Below are 20,808 nucleotides of genomic sequence, written 5' to 3' on the forward strand. Positions count from 1 at the left end.
GAAAAGGTCCATCTCTGACTCGTATGTGCAGGCCGTGCGGTAGGAGACGCACGGCCTCTGGCTGAGCTTCACGCTTCCGGCCGAGTGCCCGCACCCCGCCGGGCCGGTGAATCGGTCGGCGCACGGGATCAACGGGAGCCGGGGTCACCACTCGGAGCCTTGGCCGTGACCAGCAGGCCGGCGAGCAGGCCCGCGAGGAGCGTCAGGCCGACCGCCCACCAAAGGATGACGGAGTAGCCGCCCAGGACCGCCCTGTCGGTCTCCCTGACGATGCTGGGCAGTGACGCCGGAAGGTTCTGTCGGCTGAGCAGGACGCCTTGCTCGGCCGCTTTGGTCAAGGCCTCAGGAATGCCTGACGTGTGATCCAGCCGGGCGGAGACCGCCGAGGCGAGGATGCCGCCGAACAGGGGCGAGGCGGCCCAGGCGGCCGACTGCTGGGCCGTGTTGACCATCGCCGAGGCACCACCGGAGTCCTGCGGGGTGATCCCGCCGGTCGCGGTGGCGAAGAGCGGCACGAGGGCCAGGCCGAGACCGAAGCCGATGAGGAGAGTGCCGGGCAGCACCTGGGCCGCGTAGGCACTGTCGGCGTCGAGGCCGGTCAGCAGCGCCAGACCGATGGCCGCCAGCACCAGGCCCGGCACGATGAGGACGCGGGGCGCCAGTCGGCGGTACAGGCGGGCGGAGACCTGGGTGGCGGCGATGACGGCCGCACCGGCCATGGGCAGCAGGGCCACGCCGATCTCGGACGGGGCATAGCCGAGGGCACCCTGCAGATACCTGGTCAGGACCTGGTGCAGGGCGAACATGCCCATGCCGATGAAGACCAGGGCGAGGCAGGAGCCGACGCGATTGCGGTCCTGGAAGACGTATCGCGGCAGGAGTGGGCCGGCCGTCGCGGTCTGCCACCAGGCGAAGACCAGGAGCAGGGCGAGCCCGCCCACGAGGAGGACCACGACCAGGAGATCGGTCCAGCCGCGCGACTCGGCCCGGCCGAAGCCGTAGACGAGGGCGGCAAGCCCGCCGGAGCCGAGCAGCAGGCCCGGAACGTCGAGGCGGGCAGGGGAGCGGACCGGGCCGTCGTGCACCAGGGCGGCCACACCGATCACGGCTGTCACGGCGAGCGGGACGCCGGCGTACAAGCACCAGCGCCAACTCAGGCTTGCGGCCAGCCATCCGTCCGCGAACAGGCCGATCGCCGTTCCGCCGCCGGCGATCGCCGCATAGATCCCGAAGGCCCTGCCCCGTTCCTTCGGATCGGTGAAGCTGATCGACACCAGGGCCAGCACGGCCGATGAGAGCAGCGCGACGGACGCGCCCCGCAGGACGTTGGCTCCGATGAGCACGTCGAAAGAAGGGGCCGAGCCGCCGATCGCGCCCGCCACCGCGTAGCCGACCAGACCGGTGATCAACGTCTTTTTGGTGCCGAGCAGATCAGTGATGTGTCCGCCGAGCAGCAGCAGCGCGCCGAATGCCAGGGCGGAGGCGAGGGACAACGAGTCCAGGTCGTCGGCACCGGGGTGCAGCTCGACGTAGAGGGACGGCAGTGCCAAGTTCGTGGTCGTCGTACCGATCAGCATCAGCAGTTGTGCCAGCGCGGCCACCGCCAGTCCCCACCACCGCCTGGGGTGCGGGCCATGGACGCCGGCCGGGGCCGGTGACGGAGGCCAGGCACCTGGCGCCGGGCCCGCGGACGGTGCGAAACCCGGCGGAGCCGGGTGGAGGTCCGCCGGCGTCGTCGGGGTGTACGCGGGAGGCGGGGGAAGTGTCTGGGCCTGCGGGGGACGCTGGGCCTGGGCAGGGATGCGAGGGTCCGGCTGCGCGGTCCGTGTCTCGGGGGCGAAGTCCAGCAACTGGGCAGCGTGTCGTCCGAGTTGGGCCAGTACCGAGCCGGGCAGCCATTCGCCGTCCTGGTCGGTTGCCGTGCGGGCGGCCACCTCGGCGGGCGTGGGCCGCTGCGCCGGGTCCTTGTGCAGGCATGCGCGTACGAGATCGACGAGTGACTCCGGTACGCCGGTCAGGTCCGCTTCCTCCTCCGCGATGCGGAAGAGGTGTGCGTTCAGGCCGGTTTCCGTGGCACCGAAGAGGAGGCGGCCGGTGGCGGCGTAGACGAGGACGGCACCCAGGCAGAACACATCGCTGGCCGGGGTGAGTTCGAGGCCTCGCACCTGCTCGGGCGACATGAAGCCGGGGGATCCGATGAGCATCCCGGTGCGGGTGTGCAGGCTGTCCCCGGCGAGGCTGTCCATGGCCCGTGCGATACCGAAGTCGATCACGCGCGGGCCGTCCACCGTCACCAGCACGTTGGACGGTTTCAGGTCGCGGTGGATCAGGCCCGCCCCGTGGACGGACTGGAGAGCCACTGCCAGGCGGTTGGCGAGGGTGCGGACCGAGTGCTCGGGCAACGGCCCGAAGTCCTTGGCGACCACGGTGGTCAGATCGGGCCCGGGGATGTACTGGGTCGCCACCCAGGGCACCTGGGCCTCGGTGTCGGCGTCGAGCACGGCTGCCGTCCAGGTACCGCCCACCCGCCGGGCGGCCGCCACCTCGCGTGCGAACCGCTTGCGGAATTCCGGGTGCTGGGCGTGCTCGGCCTGTACGACCTTCACAGCCACCGTGCGCCCGGCTTCAGAGCGGCCCAGATACACCAGGCCCATGCCGCCCGCGCCCAGACGGGCAATCAGGCGATACGGGCCGATGCTCGTCGGATCTTCGGTGATCAATTGGTCCACGGCAGCAAGGTAGTTGAGGAGTACGGGCCTCGGTGCCGAATCACGGTGAATCATCTATGCAGTGTGTGAACGCCATGCAGTCGGTGTTGCTCAAGGAAGCAGGGCGGACCTGCGTCCTGTCGACGAGCAGTACCGCGAACGCCGCGGCGGTCTGCAGCCCGCCCGCGAGGAACGTGCGGACGGGGCGGCGTACGCCGACGCGGTGTCGGAGTACGCCGCCCCGGGCGGGACGAGTTGCGGGAGGCGGGCTCGCGCGGGCCGGCTCGGCTATTTGGGGTCGCGGTTGTAAACCGCCTTCGACCAGAAGTAGCCGAGCGTGGCCAGTCCCAGGCACCAGGCGATGGCGAGCCATCCGTTGTTGCCGATCTCGGTGCCGAGCAGCAGGCCGCGCAGGGTTTCGATGGCGGGGGTGAAGGGCTGGTACTCGGCGATGGGCTGGAACCAGCCCGGCATCGCGTCGACCGGGACGAAGGTGCTGGAGATGAGCGGGAGGAAGATCAGCGGCATCGCGTTGTTGCTGGCTGCCTCGGCGTTCGGGCTGACCATGCCCATTCCGACCGCGATCCAGGTGAGCGCCAGGGCGAAGAGCACGAGCAGCCCGAATGCCGCGATCCATTCCAGGGCGGTGGCGTCGGTGGAGCGGAAGCCGATGGCCACGCCGACGGCGCCGACGAGGACCACGCTGATGACTGACTGCAGCACGCTGCCGATGACATGCCCGGTGATCACCGAGCTGCGGTGGATCGCCATCGTGCGGAAGCGGGCGACGATGCCTTCGGTCATGTCGTTGGAGACGGACACCGCGGTGCCGATGGTGGTACTGCCGATGGTCATCAGCAGGAGGCCCGGCACGAGGTAGGCGATGTACTCGGAGCGGTCGGCACCGTCGCCACCGATGCCCGCGCTCATCGTGTCGCCGAAGATGTAGACGAAGAGCAGCAGCAGCGCGATCGGCGTGAGCAGCAGGTTCAGGGTGAGGGACGGGTAGCGCCGCGCGTGCAGGAGGTTGCGGCGCAGCATTGTGGACGAGTCGCGTACGGCGAGGGACAGGGAGCTCATCGGACATCCTCCTTGGGCTGGCTGGGCTGGCTGGGCTGGTTGGACTGGTTGGACTGGTTGGACTGGGTGGGCACGGTGGAGCCGGTCAGGGCGAAGAACACGTCGTCGAGGTCGGGGGTGTGCACGGTGAGCTCGTCGGCCTCGATGCCGGCGGAGTCCAGCCGGTCGAGGATGGAGCGCAGCTCGCGCTGGCTGCCGTCGCTGGGGATCTGCAGCGTGAGGGACTCGTCGTCGCGGGTGGTTTCGCGCAGTGCGACGGTGGCGGACCGGTAGGCGGACGGGGCGGAGAAGCGAAGCTGTACATGCCCGCCCGGGATGAGCCGCTTGAGCTCGTCGGCGGTGCCCTGGGCGGCGATCTTGCCGTTGTTGAGGACGGCGATCCGGTCGGCGAGCTCGTCGGCCTCTTCCAGGTACTGGGTGGTGAGGAAGACGGTGACGCCGCCCGTGACCAGTTCGCGGATGATGCCCCACATGTTGTGGCGGGAGCGCGGGTCGAGGCCGGTGGTGGGCTCGTCGAGGAAGATGACCCGCGGGTTGCCGACCAGGGTCATGGCGATGTCCAGGCGGCGCTTCATGCCGCCGGAGTAGGTGGAGGCGGGCTTCGATGCGGCTTCGACGAGGTCGAAGCGCTCCAGCAGCTCGGCGGTGACCCGCCGGCCCTCGCTGCGGGAGAGGTGGTGCAGGTCCGCCATGAGGAGCATGTTCTCCTCGCCGGTGATCAGCCCGTCGACGGCGGAGAACTGCCCGGTGACGCCGATCGCGGCACGCACGGCCTGCGGGTCGGCGGCGACGTCGTGGCCCGCGACCTGGGCCTGGCCGCCGTCGGCGGTGATGAGGGTGGAAAGGATCTTGACGGCAGTGGTCTTGCCCGCGCCGTTGGGTCCGAGCAGTGCGAACACGGACCCGGCCGGGATGTGCAGGTCGATGCCGTCGAGGACGGTCTTGTCGCCGTACGACTTGCGCAGACCGACGGCGGAGACGGCGGCCGGCGACGGGCGACCGTCACCCAACCTGGACGTGGGCATGACAGAAGAGCGCATGGAGTCCTCCCGTTCGAAGGATGAAGTGGCAGGGGAGTGGGCGGGTTGGGGGTGGTGCGGGGCAGGGAGGTGCTCAGACCCTGGCGCGGCGGATGTCGATGTTGCCGTGCCGGGTGCGGGCGCGGACCTTGACGGTGTCCTCGGTCTCTTCCGGGGCCTCGGACGCGGTGAGCGTGTTGCGTACCTGGCCGGAGACCGAGGTGACGTCGAGCCAGGCGGCCGTGCCCTCGCGGACGCCGACCTCGATGGCGCCGTAGGAGGTCTCCAGCTGGACAGTGCCGCGGGCCACTTCGCCCACGCGCAGGGTGCCGTGGGCGGTGGTGGCGGTGACCGAGTCCTCGGCGCGCCGGATCTCGATGTCACCGTTGGCGCCGCTCACCCGCAGCTCGCCGGTCGCGGCGCCGACCGTCGTGGTGCCGTGCGAGTTCTTCAGGACGGCGGGGCCGTCGACGAGGCCGACGCGCAGGCTGCCGGAGCTGGTGGTGATCTCGGCCGTCCCCTCGATCCGGTCCACGGTGATCGAGCCGTGCGACGCGGTCAGCTTCAGCGGGCCGGTCGTGTCGAGGCGGACGTCGCCGGACGAGGTCTTCACACGGACCTCACCGAGCCGGCCCTCGCCGAGCACCTGGGTCCAGGCGCCGGTCATGTCGATGCCTGAGCCGGTGGGCAGTTCGACCGTCACGTCGACGACGCCGGTGCGGCCGAACAGATTGGACTTGGGTGTCCTTACGGTCAGTACACCGCCCGCGTACGTGACCTCGGTCTGCTCGACGGTCCGCACGTCCAGGTCCTTCTCCGGGTTGCGGGGCCGCATCTCGACGACGGTGTCGAGGCGGTCGCCCGCGGTGAACTGGATGGAACCGGCCTCCACACGTGCGGTGACCGAGATCGCTTCGGGAGTGTCGAAAGAAGGCATGGCTGTCCCGTCCTCTTGAGTCCTTGGGGCGTCCCCGCTGGTGGGGCGTGGTGTGGGTGAAGCGGTGCGGGCGGGGGCGCTGCTAGCGCACCCAGCCCGTGATGCTCTGTCCGACAGTCCGGGCCTTCTCCGCCGTACGCGGCCGGGCGCCGCCGTCGACCGCGGCCGACACGGCCCGCACCAGCCACGCGTTGACCGACAGGCCCTCGCGGCTCGCGGCCTCCTCGGCGCGCGCCTTGAGGTGGGTCGGCAGACGCAGATTGACGCGGGCGGTGCCGCCCTCGTCGCCCTCGGCGGGTGCCGGGGCCCTGAATGGTTCGACGGGTGCGGCGGCTGTTTCCATGGTGCCGCCGTCGGTGGGCGGTGGTGTCACCACGAAGTCGGGGTCGAGCCCGCGCAGCCGTACGTCGACCGAGCCGGGGGCGAGTTCGCGGGTGATCTCGTCCATCGCGGCGGAGAGCACGTTGAGCATGGTCAACCGGGTCGCCGACTCCAGGGGAGCGGTGAGCCTCTCGGCCAGCTTGCGCGCTTCGTCGCCGCCGGCTTCGGCAGCCACCGCGAGTTCGCGGCGGAGCGTGTCGACATACGGGGTGAGGTCCATGACGCCATCATGGCACCACAGTGGCGCCAAGTGCAAGCCTTGGTGTGACATCTCTGGCTCGATTATTGGCGCAGCCCCTCTGGCCTGCGAAAACGCCCTGGCGCCTACCTGGGTGATTGTGGTGCCATGCGTGCTCATGCGTACTTGGGGGCGCGGAACGGTGTCGTGTGGCAACGAGTGGCGCCGGGCAGTGAGGGGTGGCACCAGGTGGTACAGGGTGGCACCGGGCGGCGAGGGGTGGCGCAGGGTGGTGCCGGGTGGCACCGGGTGGTGCCAGGCTGCGCCATCCGACGCCATGTGATGCCATGCGCAACCTCAGGGCCAACGGTGAAGGCGGCGACGGCCTTCGGCTCCGAGTTCGTCGAGGCCTGTCACCAAGCCGATGTGCGGCGCCTTTCCGCGCCGAGGTCGCGCCTCGGCCGATGCGGAGGACGAGTACGCAGACCCGTGAGGGCGATGTCGACGGCGGTGAAGGGCTTGCCGTTGAGACGCCGACGACGGCGTGAGGGCCCGGGTACGGCGCGGAGCGGCCACTCACGGCCGACGTTCCGGCGGGAGGGCGTACCGAAATGCCGATGGCCACTTGGGCGCGTAGCGTGACTACCGACTACGGACGGTGGCTGCGGGACAGGTGGTCAGGAGGTGGAACGCCGACGGGCCCGGAGCGCGAATCCGGCCGACCCCCCAACCGGGCAGCGACGCCGTCCCGGCCTGCTCCCCCTTGACCCGCGGAGGACGGACGTGAAGCTCGGCTTGCACTACTGGAACTACTCGACGCCGGCCGACCCCGCGCTGATCGCGCCGACGCTCGCGGAGTCGGTACGGGTCGCCGAACAGGGGGGAATCTCGTCGTTCACCGTGATGGATCACTACTTCCAGATGGAGACCGGGCAGACCGTCGCCGACGACCCGATGCTGGAGGGGTACACGACGCTCGGCTTCGTGGCGGCGGTGAGCGAGCGCATGACGCTCGGGCTGATGGTCACGGGCGTGATGTACCGGCACCCCGGGCTGCTGGCGAAGATCGTCACCAGCCTCGACGTGCTGTCGGGCGGCAGGGCCAGGCTGGGCATCGGTGCCTCCTGGTACGAGCGCGAGCAGTACGGGCTCGGCGTGCCGGTGGTCCCGGTCGCCGAGCGTTTCGAACGGCTGGAGGAGACGATCCTGATCTGCCTCCAGATGTGGAGCGACGACAACGGCCCGTTCCGGGGCCGTCATTACCAGCTCGCCGAGACGCTGTGCGTACCCGAGCCGATCGGCGAGCGCCCGTCGATCATGATCGGTGGCGGGGGCGAGCGGAAGACCCTGCTCCTGGCCGCCCGGTACGCGGACGCCTGCAACCTGTTCGCCACCGACCAGGACGAAGTGGCCCACAAGCTCGATGTGCTGCGCGCGCACTGTGACGCGGAGGACCGCGACTACGACGCCATTGAGAAGACCGTGATGTACAACGGCCCCGTGCTGGACAAACCCGGCGCCTTTCTCGTGGAGGCGGAAGCGTACGCGGACCTGGGCATCAGCGAGATCCAGGTGCTGCCGGACCGGCACCCGGTCAGCTTCACCCACCAGCTCGCCGAGCACATCGCGCCCGGCATCGCCGCGATCGGGTAGCCGCGCGGGACGCGCGTCGGGAGGGCGGTCCGCGCCCGTTCCGGTCACACGTACGCGCAGGACCGGTCCGCGCCCGCTCCGGCCGCATGCAGGTTGGGGGCCGGCGCGTCCTCGCTCCGGCCCCCACCTCCCCTACCGGGACAGTGCTCAGGCCTTCAGCTGGGTGAAGCGGATGCGGTTGCCGAAGGGGTCACGCAGGCCGCAGTCGATTCCGTACGGGCGCTCGGTCGGCTCCTCGGTGAACTCGACGCCCCGGCTGAGCAGCGTCTCGTACGTCTTGCGGCAGTCGTCCGTGGTGAGGATGAGCCAGCCGCCCGTCGCGCCCTTGGTCACCAACTCGCGTACCTGCTGTGCCGTCTCCTCGGACATCGCCGGGGCACCCGGCTTCTCCAGCATGATCTCGCGCTCGGGGTGACCGGGGACGCTGACGGTCAGCCAGCGCATGACGCCCATGTCGACATCGGTGTTGACCTCCAGGCCGAGCTTGCCGACGTAGAAGTCGAGGGCCTCGTCCTGGTCGAGGACGTATATCTGCGAATGCGTGATGGCGTTGAACATGTGCATCACGCTACTGGGCAGGCCCGGCGAGAACTTATCCAAAACTGCTCTGTCGAACGGCGCGGCCGACGGACGGCGCGAGCAGTGCGGGCGGGTGGGCGACACGGGCGCAGAGGGGTGGTGCGGGCGGTGCCGGTGGTGCCTGCGGTCAGTCGCTCGGCCGCATCCATGTCATGGTGAAACACGTCGGCACACCCGCAGGTGTCGCTTCCCTGCGGTACGTCCTCGGCGACCGGCCGACGATGTCGCGGAACGTACGGCTGAAGGTTCCCGGGCTGCCGAAGCCGACTTCGAAGCAGATGTCCGTCACGCTCCGGTCGGTCTCCCGCAGCAGGAACATCGCGCGCTCGACACGGCGACGCTGCAGATAGCGGTGCGGCGTCTCGCCGAACGTGGCCCGGAACGTACGCGTGAAGTGCGCCGGGGACACATGGGCGATCCGCGCCAGGGCGGGGACGTCCAGCGGTTGCGCGTAGGCGCGGTCCATCGCGTCCCGTGCCCGGAGCATGCGGCGGTTGGTCTCTTCTGCGGCGCGGCTCACCGTGCCATCACACCACGGTTCCCCACAGGCACAGGCACAGGCACAGGCACAGGCCCGGTTCCGGACCTGGGCCTGTACCCGTACCCGCATGCGGGACCCGCAGGCCCTACGCGCCGGTGGTGCCGTCCACGATCTCGCGGATGATGTCGAGATGGCCGTTGTGCCGGGCGGTCTCCTCGATCAGGTGCAGGACGATCCAGCGCAGATCGGGAAGGCGGCCGTCCCGGCGCGGGCGTCGGGCCGACGTGTCCAGGTCGTGGGAGGCGACCAGTTCGCGGTAGCGCGTGGTCCGCGCCTCGTACTGCGACAGCACATCGGCGAGCGGCATGTCCACCGCGATCCGCATCTCACGGTCGGGGTCCTCGTCCGTCCACGGCCCTTCGTCCTCGCCGCCGAGGAACATCACCTCGAACCAGTGGTACTCGACCCAGCTGAGGTGGTTGATCAGTCCGGCGATCGTCATCAGGGGTGAGCCGGGCAGCGGGGCCCGGCGGGCGTCCTCCGGCGAGATGCCCTCGCACTTGGCGCGTGCGGTGTCGCGGGCGTAGTCGAGGAAGGTGGCCAACTGGGTGCGCTCGTCCCATGCGGGAGGCGAATCGGTGCGTGTCATCGGCGTACACGATGTGCGACGGCCCCGCCCCTGTCCACCGCATTATTGGGGTCCGCCCCTGGGTCCGTGGGCCCACGCCGGGACATGCCGGTCTCATTACGCTCGTACGTGACCCAACCGTGAGCACACCCGGCCCGCGCCCGTCACGGGCGTCCGTCCGGCGCGCCCATACGCACGTTGATCTGCACCTCCATCTGAATTCGTTCCCTGGGGTGATGTATCGATGGTGATGTATCCATGAGTGACGGTTTCTTCTACTCGTACCATCTCGGCTGGAGCCGCCCGGACGCCGAGTCGCTCTTCGGCGACCTGGACGCGGCGGGACTGCGGCTCCGCCACCCCGTCACGAGGCGGGTCACACTCCTCGGCCCGGGGCCGGACCCATGGGGCACTCCTTCGTGGGTGACCAGGGAACAGCTCGTACTCCTGGCCGGCCTGCAACGGCTCGACAGGGTCGACTTCGTCCTGTGGATGCACAGCGGAACCGATGTGCCCGCGCGCATCCGGCGAATGGCGGACGGAGTCGTCGCTCTCGAATTCGGCTTCGGGCGGCTGACGCGGGACGAGCAGGAGGTGGCCGCGCGGGCGATCAGGGAGGCGATAGGAAGGGCCTCCGTGCTCTGCATCGGCTTCGTGGTCGACCGGGAGGGTGCTTCCGCGGCGACCGACTGGAGCGGCGTCGTCATCAACGGAACCACTTACTTCGACAGTTGGCCGGACACCCTCGCGGTGCGGCATGAAATAGCTGCGATGCAACCCCAGTTGGCGGGCGTTCACTCCTATGACCAGTCGCCCTGGATGCTGTTCGGGAGCGAGGTCCCCAGCCGGTAGCCGGAGCCGTTCCGCTTCTCCGTAGCCGCAACTCCCGTCGGAATAGCCAACTTTGAGCCTTGCATTGGGCCCTGAGGCCCATGCCCGAAGGGTGCCGATGTGGTCGGATGAGTGGAGTGGCTGAACTGTGGCTGCACACCGACAAGCTGGGGGACTCGTCGTGTCTGGCATGGGCGGATTTGCGATTTCGGGTGGCGCCGGTGGGGGTGCCGCTGTGGTCCAGCAGGGCAGGCAGCCGCTGCCGCGCCCGCTGCAGGCGGTGCTGATCCTCGTCCGGATCCTCTTCGCCGCCGCGGTCCTGGGCGGCGCGGGAGTGCTGACGGTGGCCTCGGCGGTGAACGAGGTCGACGGCCAACTGTTCGGGCTGCTGCTGTACGCGGCGCTCCCGAGTGTGGGCGCGTTCGTGCTCTCGTTGTACCTGCGGACCGGCGGTATCTGGATCTGGCGCGGGCTTCTGGCCATACATGTCTGGCTCACCCTCGGCGCGCTGGCGACCCTCGGCGGTGACGGCGGCGGGCGAGGCGTCACGCAACTGGTGATGCCCGTCACCGTGATCGTCCTGCTGTTCCGCCCGAGCTCGCGCGAATGGTTCGACCTCCCCCTCGAACAGCGCTTGCCGCACCGGCGGTTCAGCATCGCGCGGATGATCAGATGGCGCCGCGACGACGACGGCCAGACCGCGATGGAATACCTGGGCATGGTCCTGGTGGTCGTGGCCCTCATCGGCGGGCTCGTCGCCACGGGCATCGGCGCCCAGCTGACGGGCGAAATGCAGAACGCGATCTGCAAGCTCACCGGAAGCGCGTGCCCCGCGCCCGGGGGCGACGTCGTGGCCGGGAACGAGGGGCACGACGGGGGTGCGACGTCCGGGAGCACGACGGCCGGGGGCGCGGATTCCGGCGGTTCCGACTCGGCCTCCGGCGGTACGGACTCCGGCGGTTCCGACTCGGCCTCCGGCGGTACGGACTCGGGCGGTTCCGACTCGGCCTCCGGCGGTACGGACTCGGGCGGGTCGGTCGTCGGTGGCGGCGCGAACTCCGGCGGCGCGAACTCCGGAGGGTCGGGCTCCGGCGGCTCCGGCACCGCGGGCTCCGGTTCCGGCGGCTCGGGCGCGGCCGGCGCCTCCGGCGGGAGCGACACCGCCATCAAGGTCGACGACGGCGGCGACGACGTGGACAGCTCCGGGGAGCCGGACGGCGGCGACATCCCGGACGGCGACGGCGGCAACGGCGGCGACGAGAAGCCCGGTGAGAGCTGCACCTCCGGCGTCGGCGCGTTCTTCTCCTGCGCCGCCCATCAGACCGGCGGCTTCTTCGAGGGCCTGGTCGGCGACGGCCTGTGGGGCGACATCACCGGCACCTTCGACACGATCGCCCACCCCATCAAGGCGTGGAACGGCCTGATGGACTACGGCAAGAGCCTCGGCGACAAGTGGAGCCAGGACTCCAAGGACGCCGGGGACAAGTGGTCCAAGGGCGACTACCTCGGTGCGGTCTGGGACTGGACCAAGGCGTCCGGTGGCACCGGGGTGAAGGTCCTCGACGACATGTTCATCGGCGACGAAGTCCGCGACATGTGGAAGAAGGGCAACGAGGGCCAGGCCATCGGCACCGGCCTCTGGAACATCGGCTCGCTCTTCATCCCGGGCTACGGCGAGGCCAAGCTCGTCGGCAAGTTCGGAAAGCTGGGCAAGCTCGGGAAACTCGGCAAGCTCGGCGAAGTCGCCGAGAAGGCCTCGGAGGCCGCGGCCAAGGCGAAGAAGGCCGCCAAGGCGGGCGATGTCGGGGCAGCGGAGAAGGCCGCGAAGGAAGCGCAGCAGCACGCCGACGACGCGGCCGAGAAGGCCGGCCTCAAGGGCTGCACCGTCGGCATGGGCGGTCGTGTGCGGGTCCCGTACGGCAGCGGTGCGGGCATGGGGCTGCCCGGCTCGGGCACCGGTGTCCTGGCCGCGACCCGCACGTCCGTGCCCGTCGGGTTCTTTGCCGGAAAGTGCGACGAGGTCGACCCGGAGAAGAAGGCCGCCGCCGACGAGGCCCAGAAGCAGGCCGACGAGGCGAAGAAGGCCGCCGACGCGGCCAAGCGCCGCAAGGCCCTGCAAGACGCTCAGAACCAGCCGAAGCCGGCCTGGTACAAGGACCTCAAGGACCCGCCGGCCGGGGCCAAGGACGGCGGCGCGGGCAACTGGCAGGAGATCAAGCCCGGCGTCTGGAACTACCCGACCGAGATGGGTGCCCGCTACCAGGAGCAGATCTCCAAGGTGGGCCGCGGCAAGGAGTACCGGGTTCCGCTGGACAAACTCACCGGGAAGCCGGTCGACTTCGACGGCTGGGACGCCTCGCGGGGCACCTACCTGGAGGCGAAGTACGGGTACAGGGGCAAGGACTTCTACAACGCCGACACCGGGACGCTCACCCCGAAGGTCGCCGACCGGTGGGCGGACCAGGCAAGTCGGCAGGTCGACGCGGCACGCGGCAAGCCGGTCGAGTGGCACCTGTCCGACCCGGACGTCGCCGAGGCGGCGCGAGAGATGTTCGAGGACCGGGGCATCCCGGTTAAGGTGATCCACACCCCGGGGGACGTGACCGGCTGACCGCCGGACGGGGTGTGGAACCGCAGACCGGAGCCCGAGGAGAACGTGTCGTGCTGAACGTGGTGGTCAACGGCTTCTGGGGCCCTCGCGGGGAATCCGTTGCGGCCGTCGCCGAACGCTGGTCCGGCACGCTCGGCGCGCTCAAGGACATCGACGGCCCGACGTTCGACGTATGGCACGAGGCCGGTGACGACCTCCCGTCCGATCCCGTGCTGGAGCCCTCGGTCCCCGCACTGGCGGCGTACATCGAGCGGAAGAACACGGGCCCCGACCTCGACGTGGTGGGCTACACGACGTCGCTGTGGGCGCAGAACCCCGCCGCGGCGCGCGTGTCCATGGCGATTCACGCGGGCAGCACCTCGCGTTACGCGGTGAACTCCGTCTTGCTCGCCTTCCGGTCGCGCGAGGTGGACGAAACCGCGGAGGTGATCCGGCGCGCTCCGGAGATCCTGCGCCTCCTCGCGGAGAACTGGGAGATCGACGCCGGGCAGGTCTACGACCGGCCCCAGTACCGGGCGGTGGCCGAGCGGTTCGAGCTGGCGAACAGCGACCCTCGCTGCGGCCGTGCGGTCTTTCTCTCCGCCGGCCGTGCCGCCCTCGCACCCGAGGGGCTGCCCGGTACGTACGTCCGCACCACACACGGGGGACTGGTCATCGACCTCACCCATGGCGGTACGGAGTCCCCGGACATCGAGACGATCATCGAGGCGAACACACGACTGCGGGCCGCCGGGGCGCTGGAGAAGCTCCCGATGCCGTTCGACCGGGCCACGTTCTGACCCCCGCGCGCCCATGAGCGGCGGGTCTCGGAGCCGAGCCCGGCAGAGCCGAGCCCGGCAGAGCCGAGCCCGGCAGAGCCGAGCCCGGCAGAGCCGAGCCCGGCAGAGCCGAACTCGTCAGAGCCACCCGCGCATCGCCGCGAATCCGACCAGCAGTCCCACCGCGAACAACCCGAGCACGACCGCGAACACCGCCGGCATCACCACCGGCCCCCACGCCCCCCGCCCCGCCACCGTGGCGCGCCCCGAAGGGTCGGCCGGGTCGTAGCTGACGCGGACCGGCGCCCCGATCTCGAAGCCGAAGGGGCCCGGGGCATGGTCGGTGAACTCGATGTCGTGGCCGTCCCTGGTGCGGAACGCGAAGACGTACTCGGTGGCGTAACTCCGGTCCATGCCCGGACCTCGGTCGACGGTCCGGCGGTCCGCGCACCGTCCCTCGGCGTGCTCGCCGTGCCGCACCAGCCGCAGCACCCGGTTCAGACGGAGCGCCGACCGGATGGCGAACGAGCCGAGGAGGAGTCCGAACAGAAGCAGGAACGTGGCCGTGCCGCCGGGCAGGATCTGCATGAACGAGCGCCCCTGATCCGCTACTTGACCGTGATCGAATCGACGAACGCGTCGAGGTCCTGCCGGCTCAGCGAGCCCTTCACCGCGTTGATCCGGACCGCGAACGGCACATGCTTCGAATCGACGCCCGCCACCACGACACCCGTCATCGGGGTGCCCGGAGCCGGGGTCCGGTCCTCGCCGCTGGACGTGAACTCGTAGTCGATCCTGCGCGCCTCGCGGGCGCTCTCCACGCCCGCGAGCCGCACGTCCGAGGTGTTCTTGCGGGTCGCCCCGAGACCGATACCGGCACCCGCGGCCGCCGCCGCCTCAGCGGCGTCGTCCACGCCCGTGGCGAAGTCGAGCTGCACGGAGACCATGCCGCTGTGCAGCCCGCCCTCCTCCTTGAGCGCGACGGCGGCGTTGGCCTTGGCGCGGTCGGCCGCGGACTGCTCCTTGTACCCCTTGTTCTCGGGGTAGCCGACGGAGAGGCTCTTGGTGTCGAGCTTTCCCCAGCCCTCCGGGAGTGCGGCGGCGTCGCCGCCGCAGCCGGTGAGCAGGGTGAGGCCGATGGCGGCGGCAGCAGCTGCGCCGATTGCCCGGGACATCTTCATCGTCGTCGTCATCGCCTATCGCCTCTTCGTCGTGCGTGGTCGGTGCTGTGCCGTAGCTGTACCGTGCCGTAGCCGGACCGCCTTGGCTACTTGGCGCAGTAGCTGTACGGAAGGTACGAGCGCTTGTCGCCCTGCGGAGCCCCGAGGAACTGTGCGTCCGTCAGTGTCTCCTTCTTGTGCTCGTCCGAGATGGAGAATCCGAGACTCATGCCGAGCGACACCTCGAAGCCGAACTCCTGGGCGTCCGTCTCACCGTGGTACTTCATGCTGCTCGACAGCCCGTCCTGGAACATCAGCTGCTCGAACGGGTCGGTTCCGGTGGGCTTCTGCTGCATGGAGTGGTCGCCGAACATGTACTCGAACGGGGCGGTGTTGTCGCCGGAGCCGTTCAGCCACTGCTCGGCGACGGCCCGCTTGTCCTCGGTGGCCTGGTCCGTGTCCTTGCCGAAGACGATCGAGTTGGTCAGGACCTCGATGCCGGTCTCGCTGGAGGAGTCGGTGCCGCTGACCTTGCCGCCGCGCTTGTCGCCGTCCTTCTTGCCGTTGTCGCCGCTGATGTCGCCCTTGTCGGACTGGGCGCCGCCTTCGAGGGTCTGGGTCATGTCGATGCGGACGATCTTGCCGGTCTTCTGGTCGCGGGTGACGGTGATCGCGCCGGTCCGGCTGTCCTTCGCCGCGGCCGTGCCGCCGAGCGGACCGGCCGTACCGCCGACCTTGCCCTCCAGTTCGAGCTTGGCGGTGTAGGTGTAGGACTCGTTGCCGTTCACGTCGTCCTTGGTGATGGTCACCTCGGGGGAGAACTTGGCCTTGCCGCCGAGCTTGGCGCCGAGCTTGGTGTCGTCGCCCGCGCTGATGGAGAGGCCGCCGTCCGCGTACGCGTTGAGGCCGATGGTCGAGTAGGAGATCTTCTTGTCGCCGATCTTCTTCTCGACGTCCTTCTTCTTGTCGGCCCACTTCATGCCGGAGTACCAGCCGCCGCCGTAACCACCGCTGTACTTGGTGGAGGTCTCCCACATCTTCATTTCCTCGATGTCGTCCCGCATCTTCTTGGCTTCTTCCTCGCTCTTGAAGACCCAGGTGTCACCGTTGGTGATCTTGATACCGCCGCCGACGTCCACATCCGCCTTGCCCAGTTTGCCGAGCTTGATGCCGGGGGTGCTGGCGGTCGCGCCGGCCGAGGCGGCGTCCGTGAAGGTCATGTAGACCAGCTTGTCGTTCTCGTCGACCTTGCCGTCGCCGTTCACATCGGTCTTGGCCTGGCTGACCTTCTGCTGGAAGCCGTACTCGTTGCCCCACTCGAACCAGCCGATCTTGACCTTGTCGCCGACGGTGTCGGAGACGCTGGAGACCTGGCACATCTTGGGCTCGTAGTCGGCGTCCGTCTTCGGCTTCGCGGTGGTGGTCCCGCCGCCCGTGGAGCAGGCGGCACCGCCGCCGCCCATCGAACTGATCGCACAGCGGATGCGTTCGCCGATCTGGCCGCCCACGCCCGCCATGGACATCGCGCCGATCAGCGTGACGACGAGGACGATCACCCCGAGGTACTCCATCGCGGTGGCTCCGCCGTCCCGCCACGAGTACGAGTGGGGCACGGGTGCCTGCTCCTCGCGGTCGTCCAGCAGCCGGTCGACGGCGAGTCCCGCGGCCGAACCCGTCACGAGCGTGACGACCGGCATCAACGTGCCCTCGAGGCCCACGAGATGCCAGGACACCGCGAATCCGTACAGGAGCGCGGCCAGCGGGACGCCGAGCGCGGCGAGCAGGGTGAGCGGGCGCGACTCGCGGCGCTCGTCGGGCAGGACGCGGGCCGCGGCCAGCACCGTGAGCACGGTCGTGATGACGTTCGGCACATGCAGCAGGGCGAGCCGCCAGCCGAACGACGTGAGCCGCTGGTCGGTGGCCAGCATCTCGACGAGCCCGCGCGACACCAGGTATCCGGCGGCGATGTAGACCAGGGCACCCGCGGCCCAACTACGCGTCAGGGCGAAGAACACGCCACCGCCCGCGCCGGAGCCACCACCCCCGCTCCCCGGTGGTATGTGGCCCGTGCTTCCGCTTCCCCAGCCCCCGCCACCCGTCACGGTTCTTCCTCCCCGACGCTCATCTGCCATGCCTGTTCCCGTAGTTGTACATACGGGTCTGGCGTGAGCGTACGGGGGCGCGGGCCGGGTGACCTGGGCCCTTGGCCCCAAAGTCGGGCCCAACGGGCGATGCCCCGCCCCGCCCGCGGGGTGCGGGGGAGCAGGGCGTCGGGAGAGCGGGGGAGAGGGAGACAGGGGACCGGACAGGAGAGGCGCGGGTCCGGACCGGCCACCGGGCGGCCGGTCCGGGTCCGGGACGGTGGCCCGGTTCCGGCCATGGGGCGGCCGGTCCGGACCCGCGCCGGGGGGTCAGTCCAGGTCGTCCGCGAACGTCCCCGCGCGTTCGGCGACCTCCGGCCTCCGGATCCGCAGCACGGCGAAGCCGACGATGCCGACGACCAGCGCGCCGACGAACACGTACGGCAGCACGTTCAGCGGCCAGGCCGGGACCGGCCACAGGTTGCGGTAGAAGACGTAGATCATCGCGGCGGCGCCGATCAGCCCCAGACCCCAGGTGACGAGCAGGCCGCGGGCCCCGATCCGGCGTACGAACAGCGGCGCGGCCAGACACACCAGGGTGTAGCTGAGCATGTAGCCGAAGACACCGATGGTGTCGATGTACGACGTCGCGTTCAGCGGCGCGGTCCCGGCGCCGACCACGAGCACCGCGGGAACGGCGACGAACGGGGCGACGGCCCAGATCGCCACGGACGGGGTCCGGTGACGGGGGTGGGCGACACCGAGCCGGGCCGGCATCACACCCTCCTTCGCCATCCCGAACAGCAGCCGGGCGGCGACGGTGATGCAGGCCATCACCACGGCCACGAACGACGCGGCGAAGCCCGCGTGCAGGAAGAACTTCAGGAAGCCGAGGCCCGACAGCTCCGCCAGTTCGTCCATCGGGTCGGAGCTCTTCGCCAGCGCGTCCGCCCCGCCGAACCCGGCGACCTGTGCGTATGTCGCGAACATGTAGAGCACACCGGCCAGCACCGCACTGCCCATCACCGAGCGGGGGATCGCCCTGTACGGGTCGGTGGCCTCGGCCCCCAGCGACGCGGCGCCCTCGAAGCCGACGAACCCGAGCACGCCCAGCACCACGGCGAAGACGACACCGTCGAGGGTGGAGCCGCTGAGGCTCAGCTGCTCGGTGTCGATGATGTTCCCGCTCTTGAAGAAGGCGGGGACCAGCACGACGACGATGAGGACGATCGACACGACCTCCAGCACGGATGCGACGCGCGCCGCCGTCCGCACACTGGCGATCGTCAGCCGCATCGCGACGGCGGCCAGCAGCAGATCGAGCAGGATCTGCCCCGTGACACCGGTGAAGATCCCGATGCCGATCTGGTCGAGGGCGCGCGCCGTGTAGTACCCGGCACCCGCGAGCGAACCCGAACCGATGCACACCGCGCCGATGAGCAGGGCCCACCCGGTCACGAAGGAGCCCGGTGCCCCGAGCGAGAGGCGGGAGAAGGCGTACAGCGAACCGACCCCGGCGCGGCGGCGGGCGAACACGCAGATGCAGTACGCGATGGCGAGGACGGCGGCCATGGCCAGGAAGAACGAGAACCAGGCGCCGTTGCCGGCGGACGCCGCCATGCTGGCGGGGGCGAACGCGATGACGGCGCTGGGCGCGACGTTCGCGACGCTCTGCGCGCCGACCTCGAACGTGGAGACGGAGCGGTGGGCCAGGCCGTCGGCCGGCTTTCCGGGCGCGGCCTGCTTTCCGGCGGTGCTCATGTCCGGTCCTCCATCATCAGCAGCTGGCGCAGGGCGTGGCCGGCGGCGAGGTCGGCCAGGGCGTCGCCCGCCTCGTCCAGCGGGCGCCGTGCCGAGATCATCGATTCCACGTCGAGCTCACCCGACACCACGAGGTCCACCAGCGCCGGGATGTCGCGGGCGGCGTCGACCGAGCCGTAGTTGGAACCGAGGATGCGCTGGTCGGCCTCGGCGAGCGCGAGCGGGTCGAAGCGCGCGGTGCGGCCGGTCGGCGGCAGGCCGACGATGACGGCGGCGCCGCCCTGACCGAGCGCGGCGATGGCCTGCTCGGTGGTCTCGATCTTGCCGATGGCGTCGAACACGTAGTCCAGGCCCTCCGGGACCAGGGCCCGCAGCGCCTCGACGACATCGCCGTCACGCGCGTCCACCGCGTCCGTCGCACCGAGCCGACGGGCCAGCTCCAGCTTCTCGGGGACGACGTCGACGGCGACGACGCGGCCGGCCCCGGCCAGCCGGGCGCCCTGCACACAGGACAGGCCCACACCGCCGCAGCCGATGACGGCGACGGTGGCCCCGGCCTCGACCCCCGCGGTGTTGCGGACCGCGCCGACACCGGTGGCGATGGCGCAGCCGACCAGGGCGATCACATCGAGGGGCGCGTCCTCGCGCACCTTGATCGCGCCTGACGCGGGGACCACGACGCGCTCGGCGAACGAGGAGACGCCCAGGTAGTGGTGGGCCGGTTCGCCGTCGACGGAGAGCCGGCTGGTGCCGTCGTACAGCACCCCGCCCGGCGCCACGACCTCGGCGACCAGGCTGCACGCGGCCGGACGCCCGGAGAGGCAGAAGCGGCAGGTGCCGCAGGACGGGACCCAGGACAGCACGACATGATCGCCGGGTTCGAGACCGGTGACGCCCTCGCCGACGGCGGTGACCACGCCCGAGCCCTCGTGCCCCAGCACGACCGGGGTGGGGTGGTCCCACTCGCCGCGGATGACATGGAGGTCGGAGTGGCAGACACCGGCCGCCGCGACGGCGACCTCGACCTCCCCGGGGCCTGGCGGGGCCAGGGCGACGTCGGTGACGGTCACCTCCTGCCCCGGGGAGCGGAAGACGACGCCGCGCACGGTGCGCGCGGTGCTCTCTTGGGAAGACGGGGAGCTCATCGGCTTACTCCTCGGATGGTGCGGTACGGGCGGGGGAGGGGGAGGGGAAGGGCGGCACAGCGGCCCACCCGGACGCCTTGTTTAGCGCCATTAAACTTTCGTCAAAGTTTTACAGCACTAAACTCGATGGGTAAAGACCCTTCTGACCTGCGTTTGTCCCCGGCCACCGACCGTGACCTCCTCGACAGGTAGCGTGTCCGCCATGTCCGAAGCCTCTGACAGCCACATGTCCACGATCGGTCCGCGGCTGCGTGAGCTCCGCCGGGCACAAGGGCTGACGCTCGCTCAGATCGCCGAATCCGCAGGCGTGACCAAGGGGTTCGTCAGCCTCGCCGAACGCGGCAAGACCTCGGTCTCCGTCCCGACCCTGATCCGTATCTGCGAGGCACTGGGCACCGGGATCGCCGCGCTCTTCGACTATCCGGACCAGGACGTCGTCAAGGGCGGTCTGGGCGCCAAGCTGGAAATGGGCGGGCACGGCATCGAGGAGTTCCTCCTCACACCGGCCGAGGAACGGCACGTCCAGGTCATGCGGACGATCCTGCGGCCCGGCGGCGGCTCGGGCGGCGCGTACAGCCTGGAGGCCGAGACCGTCTTCGCCTACCTGGTCCGCGGCACGCTGCGGCTGAGCGTGGACGGCGAGCCCAGGTTCCTGGAGGCCGGTGACTCGACGACGTTCTCGGCCCGCGCCGCGCACGCCTGGGACAACCCCGGCGAGGAGGAGGCCGAGGTCCTCTGGTCGATCGCCCCCGCCCTGCCGCTCTCCCGCACCAAGCTCCGGCCGTGACCCCGCCGGCGCCGCGGCGATAATCGACAG

General features: G+C 70.2%; 18 protein-coding genes. 5 read left to right on the forward strand and 13 right to left on the reverse strand.

What is annotated here, in order from left to right; all coding sequences use genetic code 11:
• Positions 1–128 precede the first annotated feature (128 nt).
• The 5 genes from ACIQCZ_RS04125 to ACIQCZ_RS04145 form a co-directional block, all read right to left on the reverse strand.
• Positions 129–2,783 (reverse strand): MFS transporter, encoded by a 2,655-nt coding sequence (locus tag ACIQCZ_RS04125; RefSeq protein WP_402279477.1) that lies wholly within the window; start codon positions 2,781–2,783, stop codon positions 129–131.
• A 213-nt stretch (positions 2,784–2,996) separates the two neighbouring features.
• Complete coding sequence (locus ACIQCZ_RS04130) at positions 2,997–3,788, reverse strand: ABC transporter permease (RefSeq protein WP_402279479.1); 792 nt, start codon at positions 3,786–3,788, stop codon at positions 2,997–2,999.
• Complete coding sequence (locus tag ACIQCZ_RS04135) at positions 3,785–4,828, reverse strand: ATP-binding cassette domain-containing protein (RefSeq protein ID WP_402279481.1); 1,044 nt, start codon at positions 4,826–4,828, stop codon at positions 3,785–3,787. The genes ACIQCZ_RS04130 and ACIQCZ_RS04135 overlap by 4 nt, the downstream gene beginning before the upstream one ends.
• A gap of 73 nt (positions 4,829–4,901) precedes the next feature.
• Entirely contained in the window at positions 4,902–5,744 is an 843-nt protein-coding gene (locus ACIQCZ_RS04140) for a DUF4097 family beta strand repeat-containing protein (protein ID WP_402279483.1), read from the reverse strand.
• Between the two features lie 82 nt (positions 5,745–5,826).
• Positions 5,827–6,345, reverse strand: coding sequence for a toxin-antitoxin system HicB family antitoxin (locus ACIQCZ_RS04145; RefSeq protein WP_402279485.1), 519 nt, complete (start codon positions 6,343–6,345; stop codon positions 5,827–5,829).
• Between the two features lie 741 nt (positions 6,346–7,086).
• On the opposite strand from ACIQCZ_RS04145, the gene ACIQCZ_RS04150 reads away from it, so the two are divergent.
• Complete coding sequence (locus ACIQCZ_RS04150; RefSeq protein ID WP_402279487.1) at positions 7,087–7,956, forward strand: LLM class F420-dependent oxidoreductase; 870 nt, start codon at positions 7,087–7,089, stop codon at positions 7,954–7,956.
• Positions 7,957–8,103: 147 nt separating this feature from the next.
• On the opposite strand, the gene ACIQCZ_RS04155 is transcribed toward ACIQCZ_RS04150, so the two are convergent.
• The 3 genes from ACIQCZ_RS04155 to ACIQCZ_RS04165 all read right to left on the reverse strand — a co-directional run bounded on the left by ACIQCZ_RS04155 (position 8,104) and on the right by ACIQCZ_RS04165 (position 9,665).
• Positions 8,104–8,514 carry a VOC family protein gene (locus ACIQCZ_RS04155; RefSeq protein WP_376211693.1) on the reverse strand — a complete coding sequence of 137 codons (411 nt, stop codon included), beginning with the start codon at positions 8,512–8,514 and terminating at the stop codon, positions 8,104–8,106.
• Between the two features lie 148 nt (positions 8,515–8,662).
• Positions 8,663–9,055 carry a helix-turn-helix domain-containing protein gene (locus tag ACIQCZ_RS04160; protein ID WP_376211690.1) on the reverse strand — a complete coding sequence of 131 codons (393 nt, stop codon included), beginning with the start codon at positions 9,053–9,055 and terminating at the stop codon, positions 8,663–8,665.
• Between the two features lie 106 nt (positions 9,056–9,161).
• Positions 9,162–9,665 (reverse strand): DinB family protein, encoded by a 504-nt coding sequence (locus ACIQCZ_RS04165; RefSeq protein WP_402279490.1) that lies wholly within the window; start codon positions 9,663–9,665, stop codon positions 9,162–9,164.
• A 237-nt stretch (positions 9,666–9,902) separates the two neighbouring features.
• Between ACIQCZ_RS04165 and ACIQCZ_RS04170 the strand changes: the two genes are divergently transcribed.
• From ACIQCZ_RS04170 to ACIQCZ_RS04180, 3 genes are all read left to right on the forward strand, one after another.
• Complete coding sequence (locus ACIQCZ_RS04170) at positions 9,903–10,496, forward strand: hypothetical protein (RefSeq protein ID WP_376211685.1); 594 nt, start codon at positions 9,903–9,905, stop codon at positions 10,494–10,496.
• A gap of 214 nt (positions 10,497–10,710) precedes the next feature.
• Positions 10,711–13,086, forward strand: coding sequence for a Tox-REase-5 domain-containing protein (locus tag ACIQCZ_RS04175; RefSeq protein WP_402279493.1), 2,376 nt, complete (start codon positions 10,711–10,713; stop codon positions 13,084–13,086).
• A 50-nt stretch (positions 13,087–13,136) separates the two neighbouring features.
• On the forward strand, positions 13,137–13,865 hold the full coding sequence (locus tag ACIQCZ_RS04180) for an Imm52 family immunity protein (RefSeq protein WP_402279495.1): 729 nt from the start codon (positions 13,137–13,139) through the stop codon (positions 13,863–13,865).
• Positions 13,866–13,982: 117 nt separating this feature from the next.
• Here ACIQCZ_RS04180 and ACIQCZ_RS04185 read toward each other — a convergent pair whose 3' ends face one another.
• From ACIQCZ_RS04185 to ACIQCZ_RS04205, 5 genes are all read right to left on the reverse strand, one after another.
• Positions 13,983–14,432, reverse strand: coding sequence for a DUF3592 domain-containing protein (locus ACIQCZ_RS04185; RefSeq protein WP_402279498.1), 450 nt, complete (start codon positions 14,430–14,432; stop codon positions 13,983–13,985).
• A 20-nt stretch (positions 14,433–14,452) separates the two neighbouring features.
• Entirely contained in the window at positions 14,453–15,037 is a 585-nt protein-coding gene (locus ACIQCZ_RS04190) for a hypothetical protein (protein ID WP_402279500.1), read from the reverse strand.
• Between the two features lie 74 nt (positions 15,038–15,111).
• Positions 15,112–17,106 (reverse strand): hypothetical protein, encoded by a 1,995-nt coding sequence (locus tag ACIQCZ_RS04195; protein WP_402279502.1) that lies wholly within the window; start codon positions 17,104–17,106, stop codon positions 15,112–15,114.
• A 309-nt stretch (positions 17,107–17,415) separates the two neighbouring features.
• Complete coding sequence (locus ACIQCZ_RS04200) at positions 17,416–18,846, reverse strand: APC family permease (protein WP_402279505.1); 1,431 nt, start codon at positions 18,844–18,846, stop codon at positions 17,416–17,418.
• Positions 18,843–19,991: a Zn-dependent alcohol dehydrogenase gene (locus ACIQCZ_RS04205; RefSeq protein ID WP_402279508.1), complete on the reverse strand. Its 1,149-nt coding sequence runs from the start codon at positions 19,989–19,991 to the stop codon at positions 18,843–18,845. The genes ACIQCZ_RS04200 and ACIQCZ_RS04205 overlap by 4 nt, the downstream gene beginning before the upstream one ends.
• A 202-nt stretch (positions 19,992–20,193) precedes the next feature.
• Here ACIQCZ_RS04205 and ACIQCZ_RS04210 point away from each other — a divergent pair, with 202 nt between their 5' ends.
• Positions 20,194–20,778, forward strand: coding sequence for an XRE family transcriptional regulator (locus ACIQCZ_RS04210; protein ID WP_351085461.1), 585 nt, complete (start codon positions 20,194–20,196; stop codon positions 20,776–20,778).
• Positions 20,779–20,808: the final 30 nt, after the last annotated feature.

It is taken from the genome of Streptomyces sp. NPDC093149, assembly GCF_044754145.1.
Taxonomy (GTDB): domain Bacteria; phylum Actinomycetota; class Actinomycetes; order Streptomycetales; family Streptomycetaceae; genus Streptomyces.

Bases quoted from the DNA above. Each gene is read 5' to 3' on its own strand.
- ACIQCZ_RS04125 (WP_402279477.1), bottom strand. From the start codon at position 2,783: ATGATTCACCGTGATTCGGCACCGAGGCCCGTACTCCTCAACTACCTT.
- ACIQCZ_RS04130 (WP_402279479.1), bottom strand. From the start codon at position 3,788: ATGAGCTCCCTGTCCCTCGCCGTACGCGACTCGTCCACAATGCTGCGC.
- ACIQCZ_RS04135 (WP_402279481.1), bottom strand. From the start codon at position 4,828: ATGCGCTCTTCTGTCATGCCCACGTCCAGGTTGGGTGACGGTCGCCCG.
- ACIQCZ_RS04140 (WP_402279483.1), bottom strand. From the start codon at position 5,744: ATGCCTTCTTTCGACACTCCCGAAGCGATCTCGGTCACCGCACGTGTG.
- ACIQCZ_RS04145 (WP_402279485.1), bottom strand. From the start codon at position 6,345: ATGGACCTCACCCCGTATGTCGACACGCTCCGCCGCGAACTCGCGGTG.
- ACIQCZ_RS04155 (WP_376211693.1), bottom strand. From the start codon at position 8,514: ATGTTCAACGCCATCACGCATTCGCAGATATACGTCCTCGACCAGGAC.
- ACIQCZ_RS04165 (WP_402279490.1), bottom strand. From the start codon at position 9,665: ATGACACGCACCGATTCGCCTCCCGCATGGGACGAGCGCACCCAGTTG.
- ACIQCZ_RS04170 (WP_376211685.1), top strand. From the start codon at position 9,903: ATGAGTGACGGTTTCTTCTACTCGTACCATCTCGGCTGGAGCCGCCCG.
- ACIQCZ_RS04185 (WP_402279498.1), bottom strand. From the start codon at position 14,432: ATGCAGATCCTGCCCGGCGGCACGGCCACGTTCCTGCTTCTGTTCGGA.
- ACIQCZ_RS04190 (WP_402279500.1), bottom strand. From the start codon at position 15,037: ATGACGACGACGATGAAGATGTCCCGGGCAATCGGCGCAGCTGCTGCC.
- ACIQCZ_RS04200 (WP_402279505.1), bottom strand. From the start codon at position 18,846: ATGAGCACCGCCGGAAAGCAGGCCGCGCCCGGAAAGCCGGCCGACGGC.
- ACIQCZ_RS04205 (WP_402279508.1), bottom strand. From the start codon at position 19,991: ATGAGCTCCCCGTCTTCCCAAGAGAGCACCGCGCGCACCGTGCGCGGC.
- ACIQCZ_RS04210 (WP_351085461.1), top strand. From the start codon at position 20,194: ATGTCCGAAGCCTCTGACAGCCACATGTCCACGATCGGTCCGCGGCTG.